This window comes from Desulfitibacter alkalitolerans DSM 16504 (assembly GCF_000620305.1).
Lineage (GTDB): Bacteria > Bacillota > DSM-16504 > Desulfitibacterales > Desulfitibacteraceae > Desulfitibacter > Desulfitibacter alkalitolerans.
The window spans coordinates 1-15200 of sequence record NZ_JHVU01000034.1; the positions used below are offsets into that span (position 1 = coordinate 1).

The 15200-nt window shown below is 40.2% G+C and carries 15 protein-coding genes and 1 other annotated feature; all 15 genes read right to left on the reverse strand.

Annotated features, from left to right (window positions below; translation table 11 throughout):
* A partial coding sequence (locus tag K364_RS25450) for a GTP-binding protein (RefSeq protein WP_156946409.1) occupies positions 1-404 on the reverse strand: 404 nt, incomplete at its 3' end.
* Between the two features lie 36 nt (positions 405-440).
* Positions 441-2525: an elongation factor G gene (fusA, locus tag K364_RS0105425; protein ID WP_028307169.1), complete on the reverse strand. Its 2085-nt coding sequence runs from the start codon at positions 2523-2525 to the stop codon at positions 441-443.
* Between the two features lie 174 nt (positions 2526-2699).
* On the reverse strand, positions 2700-3170 hold the full coding sequence (gene rpsG / locus K364_RS0105430) for a 30S ribosomal protein S7 (RefSeq protein WP_028307170.1): 471 nt from the start codon (positions 3168-3170) through the stop codon (positions 2700-2702).
* Positions 3171-3260: 90 nt separating this feature from the next.
* Positions 3261-3644: a 30S ribosomal protein S12 gene (rpsL, locus tag K364_RS0105435; RefSeq protein WP_028307171.1), complete on the reverse strand. Its 384-nt coding sequence runs from the start codon at positions 3642-3644 to the stop codon at positions 3261-3263.
* 33 nt (positions 3645-3677) lie between these two features.
* Complete coding sequence (locus tag K364_RS0105440) at positions 3678-3929, reverse strand: ribosomal L7Ae/L30e/S12e/Gadd45 family protein (RefSeq protein ID WP_028307172.1); 252 nt, start codon at positions 3927-3929, stop codon at positions 3678-3680.
* 55 nt (positions 3930-3984) lie between these two features.
* Positions 3985-7464: a DNA-directed RNA polymerase subunit beta' gene (gene rpoC, locus K364_RS0105445; RefSeq protein WP_028307173.1), complete on the reverse strand. Its 3480-nt coding sequence runs from the start codon at positions 7462-7464 to the stop codon at positions 3985-3987.
* Positions 7465-7502: 38 nt separating this feature from the next.
* The gene (gene rpoB, locus K364_RS0105450) at positions 7503-10895 is read right to left on the reverse strand and encodes a DNA-directed RNA polymerase subunit beta (RefSeq protein ID WP_028307174.1); all 3393 of its coding nucleotides are present in this window, start codon (positions 10893-10895) and stop codon (positions 7503-7505) included.
* A gap of 417 nt (positions 10896-11312) precedes the next feature.
* The gene (gene rplL / locus K364_RS0105455; protein WP_028307175.1) at positions 11313-11690 is read right to left on the reverse strand and encodes a 50S ribosomal protein L7/L12; all 378 of its coding nucleotides are present in this window, start codon (positions 11688-11690) and stop codon (positions 11313-11315) included.
* A gap of 54 nt (positions 11691-11744) precedes the next feature.
* Positions 11745-12275, reverse strand: a complete 531-nt coding sequence (gene rplJ, locus K364_RS0105460; RefSeq protein ID WP_028307176.1) for a 50S ribosomal protein L10 — start codon at positions 12273-12275, stop codon at positions 11745-11747.
* 87 nt (positions 12276-12362) lie between these two features.
* Positions 12363-12502 (reverse strand) — a sequence feature (ribosomal protein L10 leader region).
* A 47-nt stretch (positions 12503-12549) separates the two neighbouring features.
* Positions 12550-13248: a 50S ribosomal protein L1 gene (gene rplA, locus K364_RS0105465; protein ID WP_028307177.1), complete on the reverse strand. Its 699-nt coding sequence runs from the start codon at positions 13246-13248 to the stop codon at positions 12550-12552.
* A gap of 149 nt (positions 13249-13397) precedes the next feature.
* Positions 13398-13820, reverse strand: coding sequence for a 50S ribosomal protein L11 (gene rplK, locus K364_RS0105470; protein WP_028307178.1), 423 nt, complete (start codon positions 13818-13820; stop codon positions 13398-13400).
* A gap of 62 nt (positions 13821-13882) precedes the next feature.
* Positions 13883-14425, reverse strand: coding sequence for a transcription termination/antitermination protein NusG (gene nusG / locus K364_RS0105475; RefSeq protein WP_028307179.1), 543 nt, complete (start codon positions 14423-14425; stop codon positions 13883-13885).
* 54 nt (positions 14426-14479) lie between these two features.
* Positions 14480-14701 carry a preprotein translocase subunit SecE gene (gene secE / locus K364_RS0105480; RefSeq protein WP_028307180.1) on the reverse strand — a complete coding sequence of 74 codons (222 nt, stop codon included), beginning with the start codon at positions 14699-14701 and terminating at the stop codon, positions 14480-14482.
* 45 nt (positions 14702-14746) lie between these two features.
* The gene (gene rpmG, locus K364_RS0105485; RefSeq protein WP_028307181.1) at positions 14747-14896 is read right to left on the reverse strand and encodes a 50S ribosomal protein L33; all 150 of its coding nucleotides are present in this window, start codon (positions 14894-14896) and stop codon (positions 14747-14749) included.
* 200 nt (positions 14897-15096) lie between these two features.
* Positions 15097-15200 (reverse strand): EF-Tu C-terminal domain-related protein (locus tag K364_RS26115; protein WP_084295531.1); only part of this gene is annotated, 104 nt, incomplete at its 5' end.

Here is a 15200-nt window from a genome sequence, read left to right on the forward strand (position 1 = left end):
AAAAATACTACTATATATGGTACTCCTACCTGTCTTGCCAGCAATATGTGCTCTCTTGTCTGTGGCATTGGTCCATCTGCTGCACTTACTACCAGGATGGCTCCGTCCATCTGGGCTGCTCCTGTTATCATGTTCTTTACATAGTCAGCGTGTCCTGGACAGTCAACGTGGGCATAGTGTCTGTTATCTGTTTCGTATTCCACGTGGGCTGTACTGATTGTTATGCCTCTTTCTCTTTCTTCTGGCGCATTGTCAATTTGATCATATGCTGTTGCTACTGCTCCACCTTTTTTTGATAGGCATACTGTTATTGCTGCTGTTAATGTTGTCTTCCCATGGTCTACGTGACCTATTGTTCCTACGTTAACGTGGGGTTTGGTCCTCTCAAATTTTTTCTTGGCCATTTTTAAAATCCTCCTTAAATTACTATATTTTAATTATTATGCTACTCCGCCTTGTCTTTTAGCAATAATTTCATCTGCAATATTCTTGGGTACCTCTGAGTAATGGTCAAACTGCATCACATATGTTCCTCTGCCCTGTGTCTTTGATCTTAAATCTGTAGCATATCCAAACATCTCAGCTAAAGGCACATAACCTCTTACAACCTGACCTCCAGCTCTTGGCTCCATACCTTCAACCCTGCCCCTTCTGCCACTCATATCACCAATTACATCCCCAAGATATTCATCAGGTATAACAACTTCTACCTTCATAACTGGTTCTAACAAGCATGGATTAGCTTTAGGAACTGCATTTTTAAAGGCTAATGAACCTGCTATTTTGAAAGCCATTTCTGAGGAGTCAACATCATGGAATGAACCATCTACTAATGTAGCTTTTACATCAATGGTTGGATAGCCAGCAAGGACTCCGTTTTCCATGGATTCTCTTATACCGGCATCTACTGCAGGAATATATTCCTTAGGTATAATACCGCCCACAATTTTGTTCTCAAATACATAGCCTTGGGCCTCTTCCAGGGGTTCAAATTCAACCACAACATGGCCATACTGCCCTCTACCACCAGATTGACGTACATACTTTCCTTCAACTTTAACTGATTTGCGGATTGTTTCTTTATATGCTACCTGAGGCTTGCCTACATTTGCGTCAACCTTGAACTCTCTAAGAAGTCTATCACAGATAATTTCCAGGTGTAACTCTCCCATACCTGAAATAATAACCTGGCCAGTTTCGGCATCAGTATGCACCTTGAAGGTTGGATCCTCTTCAGCAAGCTTTTGTAAAACTATGCCCATTTTCTCCTGATCCTGCTTTGTTTTAGGTTCAATGGCTACGGAAATAACAGGTTCAGGAAACTGCATGGATTCTAAGATTATGGGCGCTTTTTCATCACATAAAGTATCCCCAGTTGATGTATCCTTTAGCCCAACTGCAGCTGCAATATCTCCTGTTGATACCTCAGGCACCTCTTCCCTATGATTGGCATGCATTTTCAAGAGTCTACCAATTCGTTCCTTTTTGTCCTTGGAAGCATTATAAACATAGGAGCCTGACTTAAGAACCCCTGAGTAAACTCTGAAAAAGGTAAGCTTACCCACATAAGGGTCTGTCATGATTTTGAAAGCTAGTGCTGCAAAGGGTTCTTTATCATCGGACTTACGAATCTCTTCCACATCTTTTTCAGGATTATAGCCTGTTATTGGGGGAACATCTAGAGGCGATGGCAGGTAGTCAACCACTCCATCAAGCAAAGCCTGAACCCCTTTATTTTTAAAAGAGGAGCCACAAAATGTCGGTATAATTTTAACTGCAATTGTTGCCTTGCGTATGCCCCTTTTAATCTCTTCTTCAGTAAGCTCTTCGCCTTCTAAATATTTCATCATCAGCTCATCATCACTTTCAGACACAGCCTCAATGAGTTTTTCCCTGTAACGTTCCACATCCTCCAGCATTTCTGCTGGGATTTCGCTTTCATCACTTTTTGTACCCAGGTCATCTACATATATAATTGCTTTTTTTCTAACTAAATCAACATACCCTTTGAAATATTCTTCTGAGCCAATAGGTAATTGTACAGGCACAGCATTTGCGCCTAGTCGTGTTCTAATCATGTCGACTCCATTTAAAAAGTCGGCACCTATTCTATCCATTTTATTAATATAGGCAATTCTTGGTACTCCATATTTATCAGCTTGTCGCCAAACTGTTTCAGACTGTGGCTCTACACCACCTACTGAACAGAACACAGCTACTGCACCATCTAAAACCCTCAGGGATCTTTCAACCTCTACTGTAAAGTCAACGTGGCCGGGTGTGTCTATAATATTAATATTATGTTCCTTCCAAAGGCACGTTGTAGCAGCAGAAGTAATTGTGATACCCCTTTCCTGCTCTTGAATCATCCAATCCATGGTTGCGGCACCATCATGAACTTCCCCAAGCTTGTGTACTTTACCTGTATAGAATAGAATACGTTCAGTAGTAGTGGTTTTACCAGCATCGATGTGGGCCATGATTCCTATATTTCTTGTTTTATCTAATGGGTATTGTTTCGCCATTTAATTCACCTCTCTTATTTCAGCTGTCAGATATCAGATGTCAGATGTCAGATGTCAGATGTGGGATATACTTAGAATTGTCCTTGCAAATTCTATCTATGGCTGACTTCCAACTTCAGACCTCCGACCTCCGTATATTTCTGAGGCGGCGGCTAGTACCGGCAACCGAAGTTTTTACCATCTGTAATGAGCAAAAGCCTTATTGGCTTCAGCCATCTTATGGGTGTCTTCCTTTTTCTTAATAGAACTACCTGTATTATTGGCAGCATCAATTAGCTCATTTGCCAACTTTTCCTGCATGGATTTTCCTCCCCTTTGACGGGTGTAGTTTGTAATCCAGCGGATGGCTAATGTCTGTCTTCTATCTGGACGAACTTCAACTGGAACCTGGTAGTTAGCACCACCTACACGTCTTGCCTTTACTTCTAAAACTGGCATTACATTCTTAATAGCTTCTTCAAATACTTCCATTGGTTCTCTGCCGGTTTTCTCCTTAATGGTATCCAATGCACCATAAACAATAGCTTCAGATGTACCTTTTTTGCCATCTGACATTATTTGGTTAATTAGTTTTGTCAGCCTGACACTCTTATATTTTGGATCAGGTAAAACTTTTCTTTTTGGTATATGACCTCTACGTGGCATCCATTACCCTCCTTTACTAATGGGATGTTGGAAGTGAGATATGAATTTTAGATAAAAGCCCACTTCTAGCAATAATTTTGATTTGCAATATTATTTCTTTGCTATCTTTGGTCGTTTAGAGCCGTACTTTGATCTGCCCTGCTTTCTGTTGTTTACTCCAGCGGTATCTAAAGAACCCCTTACTATGTGATATCTCACACCTGGAAGATCCTTCACCCTGCCCCCTCTAACCAAAACCACAGAGTGTTCCTGAAGGTTATGACCAATACCTGGTATATAAGCAGTTATTTCTATACCATTTGTCAGCCTCACCCTGGCAACTTTTCTCAATGCAGAATTAGGTTTTTTGGGAGTAGTAGTATACACCCTGGTACATACTCCCCTTTTCTGAGGAGAATTCTTCAAAGCAGGTGCTGTAGATTTTTTTTCCACCACTTCTCTACCTTTTCTAACTAACTGTTGAAACGTAGGCACTTACTACACCTCCTTCCTAGAAAACTTTTAAAGCTATTGTGCAATTGCCGCAGTGGCTGAGCCAACCTCTATTCCACACAAACGGCCTAGTTCTTCCATTGTAGCAACCAGAACAATCTCTATTCCCTTTTCCTCGCAAAGCTTAAGGATTGGTTCTGTGACCCGTTTTTCCGCATCACGGGCCACAAAAACCAACTGAGTTTCTCCCTTTTCTATAGCTTTCTTAGTCTGCTTGGTACCTATAAATATTTTTTTTGCTTGTTTTAGCCTTTCTTCTACAAGCATTGCTGCAGACCCCCTATAGTTTTAGCAAATTACACACTTATTTATAATATCACTGTCATATGGTCATGTCAACACTATTAAGTGCTTCATCTGCATTTTCAACATCTTCATAGCCTAGATTATCCTCCTTGTATCTAACCATGCCTGTTCCTGCCGGGATCAGTTTTCCAATGATGACGTTTTCCTTTAAGCCAAGGAGTGGGTCCACTTTGCCTTTAATGGCTGCTTCAGTCAGCACCCTGGTTGTTTCCTGGAAGGATGCTGCTGACAGGAAGGAGTCAGTGGCTAAAGATGCTTTTGTGATTCCCAGCAGCACTGTTTTAGCTGTTGCAGGAACTCCACCCTCATTTATTACCAGATTGTTTGCATCTTCAAATTCAAAACGATCTATCACACTACCAGGAAGCAGGTGGGTATCTCCAGCATCTTCAATTTTTACTTTCCGCAACATCTGTCTAATGATAATCTCAATGTGCTTATCATTAATATCAACACCCTGCAGCCTGTAAACCTTCTGTACTTCTCTTAATAGATAAGCATGAACTCCCTTTACCCCTTTTACTTTAAGCATATCATGGGGGTTTACTGACCCTTCGGTAAGTTCATCTCCAGGTTCAATGTAGTCCCCGTCCTGAACCCTTACCCTGGCCCCAAAGGGAACTGCATAGGTCTGCTTTTCTTCTCCCTGGGAGACGGTTATTTCTCTTCTTCCCTTTACCTCAGATATACTGGCTGTACCGGCATTCTCAGCAATTACCGCCTGCCCCTTGGGCTTACGTCCCTCGAATAATTCTTCAATTCTTGGTAGACCCTGGGTGATATCGTCACCAGCTACACCCCCTGTGTGGAAGGTACGCATTGTAAGCTGGGTACCGGGCTCACCAATTGATTGGGCAGCTATAATACCTACAGCCTCGCCAATTTCTACTGCTTTTCCTGTTGCCAGATTACGACCATAACACGTTGCGCACACACCATTACGTGTCTTACATGCAAGAACTGAACGGATTTTAACTGCCTTTATGCCAGCATTTATAATCTGATTAGTTTGCTCATTGGAAATCTCTTTTTCAGCCCCTACAATCAATTCTCCTGTTTGAGGATTGTGAATATCCTCAATGGCAAATCTACCTGTTAATCTTTCAGATAAAGGCTCAATTACCTGGCCGCCTTCATTGATTTCAGTAACCTCAAATCCCATATCAGTACCACAATCCATTTCCCTTACTATAACATCCTGAGAAACATCTACAAGTCTTCTTGTCAGGTAACCTGAGTCGGCTGTTCTTAAAGCTGTATCTGCAAGACCCTTCCTGGCACCATGGGTAGAGTTAAAGTATTCTAAAACAGTCAATCCTTCTCTAAAATTAGCTTTAATCGGTATGGGTATAATTCGTCCAGACGGGTCAGCCATTAGACCCCTCATACCTGCCAACTGTCTTATCTGCTGAATGTTACCCCTGGCACCTGAATTAGCCATCATGTAAACTGAATTAAACTTATCCAGGGTTTCCATTAGTCCCTTGGTTACATTATCTGTAGCTTCGTTCCATAGTCCAATAACCTTTTGGTACCTTTCTTCTTCTGTTATTAAACCTCTACGGTATTGAAGCTCTACATTTTCAACCTTCTTGTCGGTTTCTTCCAGGATTGTTGTTTTATCACTAGGAATATCTAAATCCTTAACACCTACAGTTATTCCCGCTCTAGTTGAATAGTTGAAGCCTATTTTTTTCAATCCATCAAGCATCTTTGCTGTACGTGATATGCCTAGCTTCTCATAGCATTCAGCAACAATTTGTCCTAGTTGCTTTTTACCAACAACCATATTCTTGTAACCGAGCTCTTCTGGAATGGGGACACCAAAGTTAAATATCATCCTGCCAATGGTAGTTTCTAATAGCTTGCCATTGATTTTTGTCTTAATCTTGGCATGAAGTTCCACAACTCCCTGGTCATAAGCAAGGCTGGCTTCTTCAAAACTGGCAAATATCTTGCCTTCACCCTTTGCCCCTTCTTTTTCTTGGGTTAAATAATACATTCCCAGAACCATGTCCTGAGTAGGGGTCACTACAGGTCTTCCATCCTTGGGATTTAATATGTTATGACTTGAAAGCATCAATATCCTGGCTTCAGTTTGTGCTTCAGCAGAAAGGGGTACGTGAACAGCCATCTGGTCACCATCGAAGTCAGCATTGTACGCCGTACATACCAGAGGATGTATCTGCAAGGCCCTTCCTTCAACCAATACAGGCTGGAATGCCTGAATTCCCAAACGGTGCAGGGTTGGAGCCCTGTTAAGTAAGACTGGATGCTCAGTAATTACCTCTTCTAATACATCCCAGACCTCCGGCCTTAGCCTTTCCACCATTCTTTTAGCACTTTTAATATTGTGTACAAATCCCTTGTCTACCAGCTTTTTCATCACAAAGGGCTTAAATAATTCAAGGGCCATTTCCTTGGGCAGTCCACACTCATGCATTTTAAGTTCAGGTCCAACTACAATTACTGAACGCCCTGAGTAGTCTACCCTTTTTCCAAGAAGGTTCTGACGGAAACGCCCCTGTTTACCCTTCAACATGTCTGATAGGGATTTTAGTGGACGGTTTCCCGGCCCTGTTACTGGCCTTCCCCTTCTACCATTGTCTATAAGTGCATCTACTGCTTCCTGAAGCATCCTTTTTTCATTCCTAACTATTATGTCAGGGGCTCCAAGATCTAGAAGTCTTTTTAAACGGTTATTTCTATTGATAACTCTTCTATAAAGGTCATTTAAATCAGATGTGGCAAATCTACCTCCATCAAGCTGAACCATTGGACGTAGTTCGGGAGGAATTACCGGCAAAACATCCATAATCATCCAGTCCGGTCTGTTACCTGAATGTTTAAAAGCCTCAACCACCTCAAGCCGTCTAATAGCTCTAATCTTTCTTTGTCCACTTGTTTCCTTTAATTCCTTTCTCAGCTCTCCTGCTAGCTGATCAAGGTCCATTTCTTCAAGGAGTTTCTTAATTGCTTCTGCTCCCATGCCGGCTTGAAACTTTGCCCCGTATTTATCTCTATATTCTCTATACTCAGTTTCAGTTAAAAGCTGCTTTTTCATTAGAGGCGTATCACCAGGATTGGTAACAATATATGAAACGAAATATAGTACCTTTTCCAGGGATCTGGGTGACATATCTAATAGAAGGCCCATCCTGCTTGGTATACCTTTAAAATACCAGATGTGAGACACAGGCGCTGCCAACTCAATATGACCAAGCCTTTCTCTACGTACTTTAGAACGTGTTACTTCAACTCCACAACGATCACAGACAATCCCCTTGTAACGAACCCTTTTGTATTTACCACAGTGACACTCCCAGTCTCTAGTAGGTCCGAATATCTTCTCACAAAACAGTCCTTCTCTTTCTGGTTTAAGAGTTCGGTAATTAATTGTTTCTGGTTTTTTTACCTCTCCACTTGACCATGCTCGAATCTGTTCAGGGGATGCTAATCCAATTCTCATTCTCTCGAAATTGTTAACATCTATCAAGGGCCTCTCTCCCTTCTTTTTATTGGATAACTGGAGGATTAATAATCCATATCATCGTCATCATCCACATCATCAATATCAAAGTCATCAATATCTGTCAGGTCAAAGTCCTCATCTTCCATATCCTCATCCGCTTCTACTGCAGTATCTTCCTTATCTGGATCTTCTATTTGAATATCAATACCGAGCTCCTTGGCAGTTTCACTAATATCATCATCATCTTCTTTTATTTCAATTTCTTGATCAGCTTCTGATAATACTTTAACATCCAGGCCTAAGCTTTGAAGCTCCTTTATTAATACCTTGAAGGATTCTGGGACCCCTGGTTCAGGCACGTTTTCACCCTTTACAATGGCCTCATATGTCTTAACCCTTCCGACCACATCGTCTGATTTAACGGTTAGAATCTCTTGAAGGGTATAACCAGCACCATAGGCCTCTAATGCCCAAACCTCCATTTCACCAAATCTTTGACCACCAAATTGAGCTTTACCACCAAGTGGCTGTTGGGTCACTAGTGAATAAGGACCTGTTGAACGAGCATGGATTTTATCATCAACAAGGTGTGCAAGCTTCAACATGTACATGTAACCTACAGTTACCTCTCGATCAAAGGGCTTCCCTGTTCTTCCATCATATAGTATTGTTTGGCCGTTTTTGGGCAGACCAGCTTTTTCTAAAAGCTCCTCAATGTCCTTTTCAGAAGCCCCATCAAATACCGGAGTAGCTATATGCAGACCTAATGCTGATGCAGCCCAACCAATGTGGGTTTCCAAAACCTGACCAATATTCATCCTGGATGGTACCCCCAGGGGATTTAATACAATCTGTATGGGAGTTCCGTCTGGCAAGAAGGGCATATCCTCTTCAGGCAGGATTTTAGAAATAACACCTTTATTACCATGCCGCCCTGCCATTTTATCCCCTTCTGATATCTTTCGCTTCTGGGCGACATATACCCTTACAAGCTGATTAACGCCCGGAGCTAATTCATCACCATTTTCTCTGGAAAAAACCTTTACATCCACTATTTTGCCAGCCTCACCATGAGGCACTCTTAAGGATGTATCTCTAACCTCTCTGGCCTTTTCTCCAAATATAGCTCTTAATAGCCTTTCTTCAGCAGTAAGCTCAGTTTCACCCTTGGGTGTAACCTTGCCAACCAGGATATCACCAGGTCTAACCTCGGCCCCTACTCGGATAATACCCCTTTCATCCAGGTCTTTTAATACATCATCACCAATGTTTGGAATGTCTCTGGTAATCTCCTCTGGACCTAGCTTTGTATCTCTAGCATCACATTCATATTCTTCTATATGAATAGAAGTGAAAACATCTTCTTTTACGAGCTTTTCACTTATTAGAATAGCGTCCTCATAGTTATACCCTTCCCAGGTCATAAAGGCTACTAATATGTTCTTGCCAAGGGCTAGCTCTCCCATGTCTGTAGATGGGCCATCAGCAATGACTTCACCCTTTTCTACTCTTTGTCCAGGTTTTACTATGGGTTTTTGATTAATACATGTCCCCTGGTTGGATCTATCAAATTTTTTAAGTTTATACTGTTCCACAGTACCATTATCTGTTAAAACAGTTATATTATTTCCTATAACCCTTTGGACTACACCAGAGTTTTTGGCCAGTACCACTACACCAGAATCCCGTGCACTTTTCCATTCCATTCCTGTTCCAACTATAGGAGCACTAGTTTTTAACAATGGTACAGCCTGACGCTGCATGTTTGCTCCCATTAAAGCTCTGTTGGCATCATCATGCTCAAGGAAGGGGATTAAAGCTGTAGCTATACTCCATACCTGCTTGGGTGTAACATCCATATAGTCAACTTTTTCCGTATCAATTATAACAATCTCATGTCCCCATCTAGCGTTTACTTTCTTAGTTAGTATTTTACCTGTTTCGGGGTCAACTGGGGTATTAGCCTGGCCAATAACATACTGGTCCTCTTCATCAGCACTTAAGTAATGAATCTCATCAGTTACGGTTCCAGTTTCCTTATCTACTTTTCGATAAGGGGCTTCCATGAAACCAAACTCGTTAATTCTTGCATAAGTACTTAATGAACCAATTAGACCGATGTTTGGACCTTCTGGGGTTTCAATTGGACACACCCTTCCATAGTGAGAATGGTGGACGTCTCGAACCTCAAAGCCTGCCCTTTCTCTACTTAAACCACCAGGCCCAAGGGCACTTAGCCTTCTCTTATGGGTCAATTCTGCCAGTGGATTTGTCTGGTCCATAAACTGGGACAGCTGGCTGCTGCCAAAAAATTCCTTAATAGCTGCTACTGCAGGGCGTATGTTTATCAATGCCTGGGGGGTAATTACCTCTACATCCTGAATGGTCATACGTTCCCTGATTACCCGTTCCATTCTAGATAAACCAATTCTAAATTGATTTTGTAATAATTCACCTACAGATCTAAGTCTTCTATTTCCTAAATGGTCTATATCATCAGGTGATATTTCTCCACTTAATACTTTTAGCAGATGCTTGATAGATGCTGTAATATCCTTGACAGTTAAATGCCTGATATATTCTTTTTCACCTGATTCATTTTCTGCAAATAACACACCATGCTTAAGCTTTTTATTGATTTTGTATCTACCCACATTTCCAAGGTCGTATCTTTTTGGGTCAAAAAATAAAGTTTCTAATAAGGTCCTTGCGCTATCTACTGTGGGTGGTTCACCTGGTCTTAGTCGTTTATAAATCTCAACTAATGCTTCTTCCTCCGATTCTGTGTTGTCCTTTTCAAGGGTTAATTGAATACGTGAATCATTTTCATATTCGGCTAAGATCTTGCTGTTGGTGTTATAGCCCAGAGCTCTAAGCAATACTGTAACTGGTATTTTCCTGGTTCTATCGATACGAACGTATATATTCTCATTTAAATCTGATTCAAATTCTAACCAGGCACCCCTATTTGGGATAATGGTACCACCACATATTTTAATCCCACTCGGGTCAATTTGTTCACTAAAGTATACACCAGGGGATCTTACTAACTGGCTAACAATAACTCTTTCTGCACCGTTTATAATGAAGGTTCCTTGTTCAGTCATTAATGGGAAATCACCCATAAAGACTTCTTGTTCTTTTACTTCGCCTGTTTCTTTGTTAATTAACCTGACTTTGACTCTTAATGGAGCCGCATAGGTCATGTCTCTTTCCTTGCATGAATCTACATCATATTTTGGTTCACCCAAAGAATAATCGATAAATTCTAAAATCAGGTTGCCAGTAAAATCCTGAATAGGAGATATATCTTGAAACATCTCCCTTAAACCCTCTTGAATAAACCAGTTGTAAGAATTCTTTTGAATTTCAATTAGATCTGGCATTTCCATAACTTCATCGATTTTAGAGTAAGTCCATCTTTCCCTTTTCCCTACCTTGACGGGATAAGCCATTAAATCTTCACCCCCATGGTTTTTTCAACAACATTTTAAAAACAAAATCATTAACAACTATTCCAATTCAAGTCATTCCAGGTGCAAGAGCACGGCCACCTGCAGCCCTTGAGTTATATAAAAATAACCAAACTTAATTTTAAAAATGACAAGCAATAAAAGCAAGGTTCATATTGGACCTCGCTTATTTAACACATTTCTGCCTTATCTATGTATTTTAACCTACATATACCTCCCATTATACAGGTTTAACCAAAAAATATATGTATAAATATCTTTTAACCTAATCTTCCCAGTTCCTAACAGTTCATCTGCGCATTTTTTAATGTTATCAGAATACGAGAATATTGTCAAGCAAAAAGACACCCATTCCATTGGGTGTCTTTTTAATATATCAGTGTATATAACTGTATATAACTACTTAACTTCTACTGAAGCTCCAACTTCTTCTAATTTACCTTTAATCGACTCAGCTTCTTCTTTACCAATTCCTTCTTTAACTGGGTTTGGAGCGCCGTCAACTAGATCCTTTGCTTCTTTTAATCCCAAGCCAGTAATTTCACGAACAACCTTGATAACGTTAATCTTCTTTTCGCCAGCTGCCTTTAAGATTACATCAAACTCAGTTTTTTCTTCTTCTACAGCCTCAGCAGCACCTGCTGCAGGCATTGCTGCCATTGCAACTGGAGCAGCTGCACTTACACCAAATTCTTCCTCAAAAGCTTTTACTAATTCAGCTAACTCTAAAACGGTCATACCTTTAACCGCTTCCAAAATTTCTTGTGTTTTACTCATTTTTAAAATCCTCCTTAGAATATGTTTTCATTATTTTATTCTTTAACTTAACGATTAAGCTTGTGCTTCTTTTTCCTTTCTAACTGCTTCAAGAACATTTACCATATTACGCAACGGCCCTGCTAGAACATTTGCCATTCCCACAAGTGGCCATTGCATACCTCTTAAAACCTGAGCCAATAATTCCTCTTTTGAAGGCAGATCCGCTAGAGCCTTGATTTGCTCCAGTGATACCACTTTCCCCTCAACTACTCCGCCCTTAATTTCAAGGGCTTTATTATCCTTGGCAAATTTAGCTAATACCTTTGCCGGGGCAACTGGATCCTCTGTACTAAAGGCTATGGCAGTAGGTCCCTCTAAATATTGATTAAGGTCTTCAAGGCCTACATTTTGGGCAGCAATTTTTGTAAGGGTATTTTTAAGAACTTTATATTCAACATTGACTTCTCTAAGCTCATTTCTCAGCTTGGTTGCCTGAGCAACATTTAGGCCTCTGTAGTCTGTAATTACAGCTGTCACAGAGCTCTGCAGTCTCTCAGTAATCTCTTGAACACTTTGTTCCTTTGCCATTCGCTGCTTGTTCATCCTTTGTTTACACCTCCTCTTAAACAGGATATATGATGCAGGAAGCAGGATAACTCGATTTTCTTGCTTCTTGCTTCTTGCCTCTTGCTTCTTGAATATAAACAACCCCTGCAGACTGCAGGGGTTGACTAAATACACAGTAAAATTAAATCATGCTTATCAACTTACCTCGGCAGGAAATTAAGCCGTATGGCACCTACTGTCTACAGTAATATTGCTTATATTTATTTTTAACAAAAGGTATAGTATCATAACTCTTGTTAGCTGTCAAATATTATTTATTAACTGCCTTTTGAGGGCTAATGGGTATACCAGGGCCCATAGTTGCCGCAACATAAATTTGTCTAATATACTGCCCCTTAGAAGCAGCCGGTTTTGCCTTGATCAATGCACCCAATAAAGCATCAAAGTTTTCATAAAGTTTTTCAGCCTCAAAGGATATTTTGCCCAGGGGTGCATGGATGGTTCCAGCTTTATCAACCCTATACTCAATTCTACCAGCTTTACTTTCTTGTACTGCCCTGCCAACATCAAAAGTAACTGTACCCGCTTTAGGGTTAGGCATTAAGCCTCTAGGACCAAGAACTCTACCAAGCTTACCAACTACACCCATCATATCTGGAGTTGCAATGGCTACATCAAAATCTAACCAACCGCCTTGAATTTTTTCAATCAGGTCCTCAGCTCCAACGTAATCTGCACCGGCTTTTTCTGCTTCAACAACCTTTTCACCTTTGGCAAAAACTAGAACCTTCACAGTTTTACCTGTACCATGGGGAAGGACAACGGTACCACGGACCTGCTGGTCAGCATGCCGTGGATCAACTCCCAGTTTAATTGCTACTTCAACAGTTTCATCAAATTTTGCAGTGCCTGTCTGCTTAACCAACTCGAATGCTTCCTTTGGTTCGTAAAATTTTCCTTTTTCAATTAGCTTTTCAGCATCCTGATATTTCTTGCCATGCTTTGGCATCTACATAACCTCCTTGTGGTGTTATCGGATTAATCCTCCCACTAAATTTAAATCCAGAATTCAGAAGACAGAATTCAGAATATAGTATGAAGTCTCAAATACCTAATTGCTTCTGGCTACTGACTTCTGTATTCTAGCTTCTCTAAAAACTATACTATTTCAATCCCCATACTTCTAGCAGTACCTTCAACCATTCTCATGGCTGCTTCCACACTTGCTGCATTTAAGTCCTTCATCTTAAGCTCTGCAATTTCTCTCACCTTGTCCTTGGGAACCTTAGCTACCTTATTACGGTTTGGTTCTCCGGAACCTTTATCTATGCCTGCGGCTTTTTTGAGAAGTACAGCAGCAGGGGGAGTCTTTAAAATAAATGTGAAGGACCTATCCTCAAAAACTGTAAGTTCTATAGGTATAATTAAACCCATTTGGCTGGCGGTTTTTTCATTAAACTCTTTACAAAAAGCCATTATATTAACACCATGCTGACCTAGGGCAGGACCAACGGGTGGTGCTGGATTAGCTTTACCTGCGGGGATTTGCAACTTCACAAGACCTATTACCTTCTTTGCCATTATGCTACACCTCCTTTATTGAAATAAAATATTCGTTGTTTACTCATATTACATATCACTACTTACATTTTCACCACCTGATCAAAATCTAACTCAACAGGTGTTTCTCTGCCAAACATTGAAACATTAACTTTAAGTTTACCCTTTTGGGGATAAATCTCTTCTATGGTTCCTATGAAGTTTTCAAAGGGACCACTAGTAACCCTAACATTTTCATGAACCTTGAATTCAACCCTGGGTTTTCTTTCTTCAACACCCATATATTTGAATATTTTCCTTATTTCATCCTCCTGCAGGGGAATTGGTTTTGTTCCAGATCCAACAAACCCAGTAACACCAGGAGTATTTCTTACAACATACCAAGAATCCTCTGTTATTTGCATTTCAACAAGGACATATCCAGGATATATTTTTTTAGGGGAGACTTTCTTCTTGCCGTCCTTAATTTGAATCTCTTCTTCTACAGGTACTAAAACACGGTAGATTTTATCTCCCATATTCATCGAATCTACTCTTTTTTCAAGGTTAGCTTTCACCTTATTTTCGTAACCAGAGTAAGTATGTACAACATACCAACCCTTCTCTGGTTTGCTTTCCATTGCCATTGGGAAACAATCCCCCTTTTTTAAACAACAACAAATAACCCATCTCAGGATGAGTTATCCTAATATAAAACTTAACAGAAAAGAAAAAACTGAATCTACAACCCAAATTAAGACCGCTACCATTGCGACAGCTGCTAATACAACAGATGTATAAGTAACAATCTCCTTTTTGGTAGGCCAATGAACTTTTTTAAGTTCCGACCAGACGCCTTTGAAAAACTTAACTATTCTTTCAGTGAATTTGACATTTTTCTGGGTCTTTGGAGCAGTCTTCACCTTAATAGCCTCACTTTCTCATACCATGTATAAAGGTATATCTTGTTACTTAGTTTCTTTATGAGCCGTATGTGTTTTGCAGAATGAGCAGTACTTTTTAAATTCTAATCTATCTGGATCATTTTTTTTATTCTTCTTTGTTATATAATTGCGTCGTTTACATTCTGTACACGCTAAAGTAACATCCACTCTCATTCAAGACACCCCCTAAATCTATAGCTATATATACGTATACTGCACGTACAAAGTCAGTACCTTTCCTAATTTATCACAAATAGAAAAAGGTGTCAACAACAAGTATTTTGTTAACTCATAAGTTAATTCATAAGATTAATTCAGCAGACAGGAAGCTTTATTCTGTCTGCTGAAACTATTATTACACTAATTTTGGGTTATTACTCTGCAATTATTTCAGAAACAACGCCTGCACCAACAGTTCTTCCACCTTCTCTAATTGCAAATCTCAGTCCTGGTTCAATGGCTATTGGTGTAATCAAGG

Excerpts from the sequence above, each read along its gene's own strand:
- fusA (WP_028307169.1), bottom strand. The coding sequence starts at position 2,525 with ATGGCGAAACAATACCCATTAGATAAAACAAGAAATATAGGAATCATG.
- rpsG (WP_028307170.1), bottom strand. The coding sequence starts at position 3,170 with ATGCCACGTAGAGGTCATATACCAAAAAGAAAAGTTTTACCTGATCCA.
- K364_RS0105440 (WP_028307172.1), bottom strand. The coding sequence starts at position 3,929 with ATGCTTGTAGAAGAAAGGCTAAAACAAGCAAAAAAAATATTTATAGGT.
- rpoB (WP_028307174.1), bottom strand. The coding sequence starts at position 10,895 with ATGGCTTATCCCGTCAAGGTAGGGAAAAGGGAAAGATGGACTTACTCT.
- rplL (WP_028307175.1), bottom strand. The coding sequence starts at position 11,690 with ATGAGTAAAACACAAGAAATTTTGGAAGCGGTTAAAGGTATGACCGTT.
- rplJ (WP_028307176.1), bottom strand. The coding sequence starts at position 12,275 with ATGAACAAGCAGCGAATGGCAAAGGAACAAAGTGTTCAAGAGATTACT.
- rplA (WP_028307177.1), bottom strand. The coding sequence starts at position 13,248 with ATGCCAAAGCATGGCAAGAAATATCAGGATGCTGAAAAGCTAATTGAA.
- rplK (WP_028307178.1), bottom strand. The coding sequence starts at position 13,820 with ATGGCAAAGAAGGTAATAGGTCTTGTGAAGTTGCAAATCCCCGCAGGT.
- nusG (WP_028307179.1), bottom strand. The coding sequence starts at position 14,425 with ATGGCAATGGAAAGCAAACCAGAGAAGGGTTGGTATGTTGTACATACT.
- rpmG (WP_028307181.1), bottom strand. The coding sequence starts at position 14,896 with ATGAGAGTGGATGTTACTTTAGCGTGTACAGAATGTAAACGACGCAAT.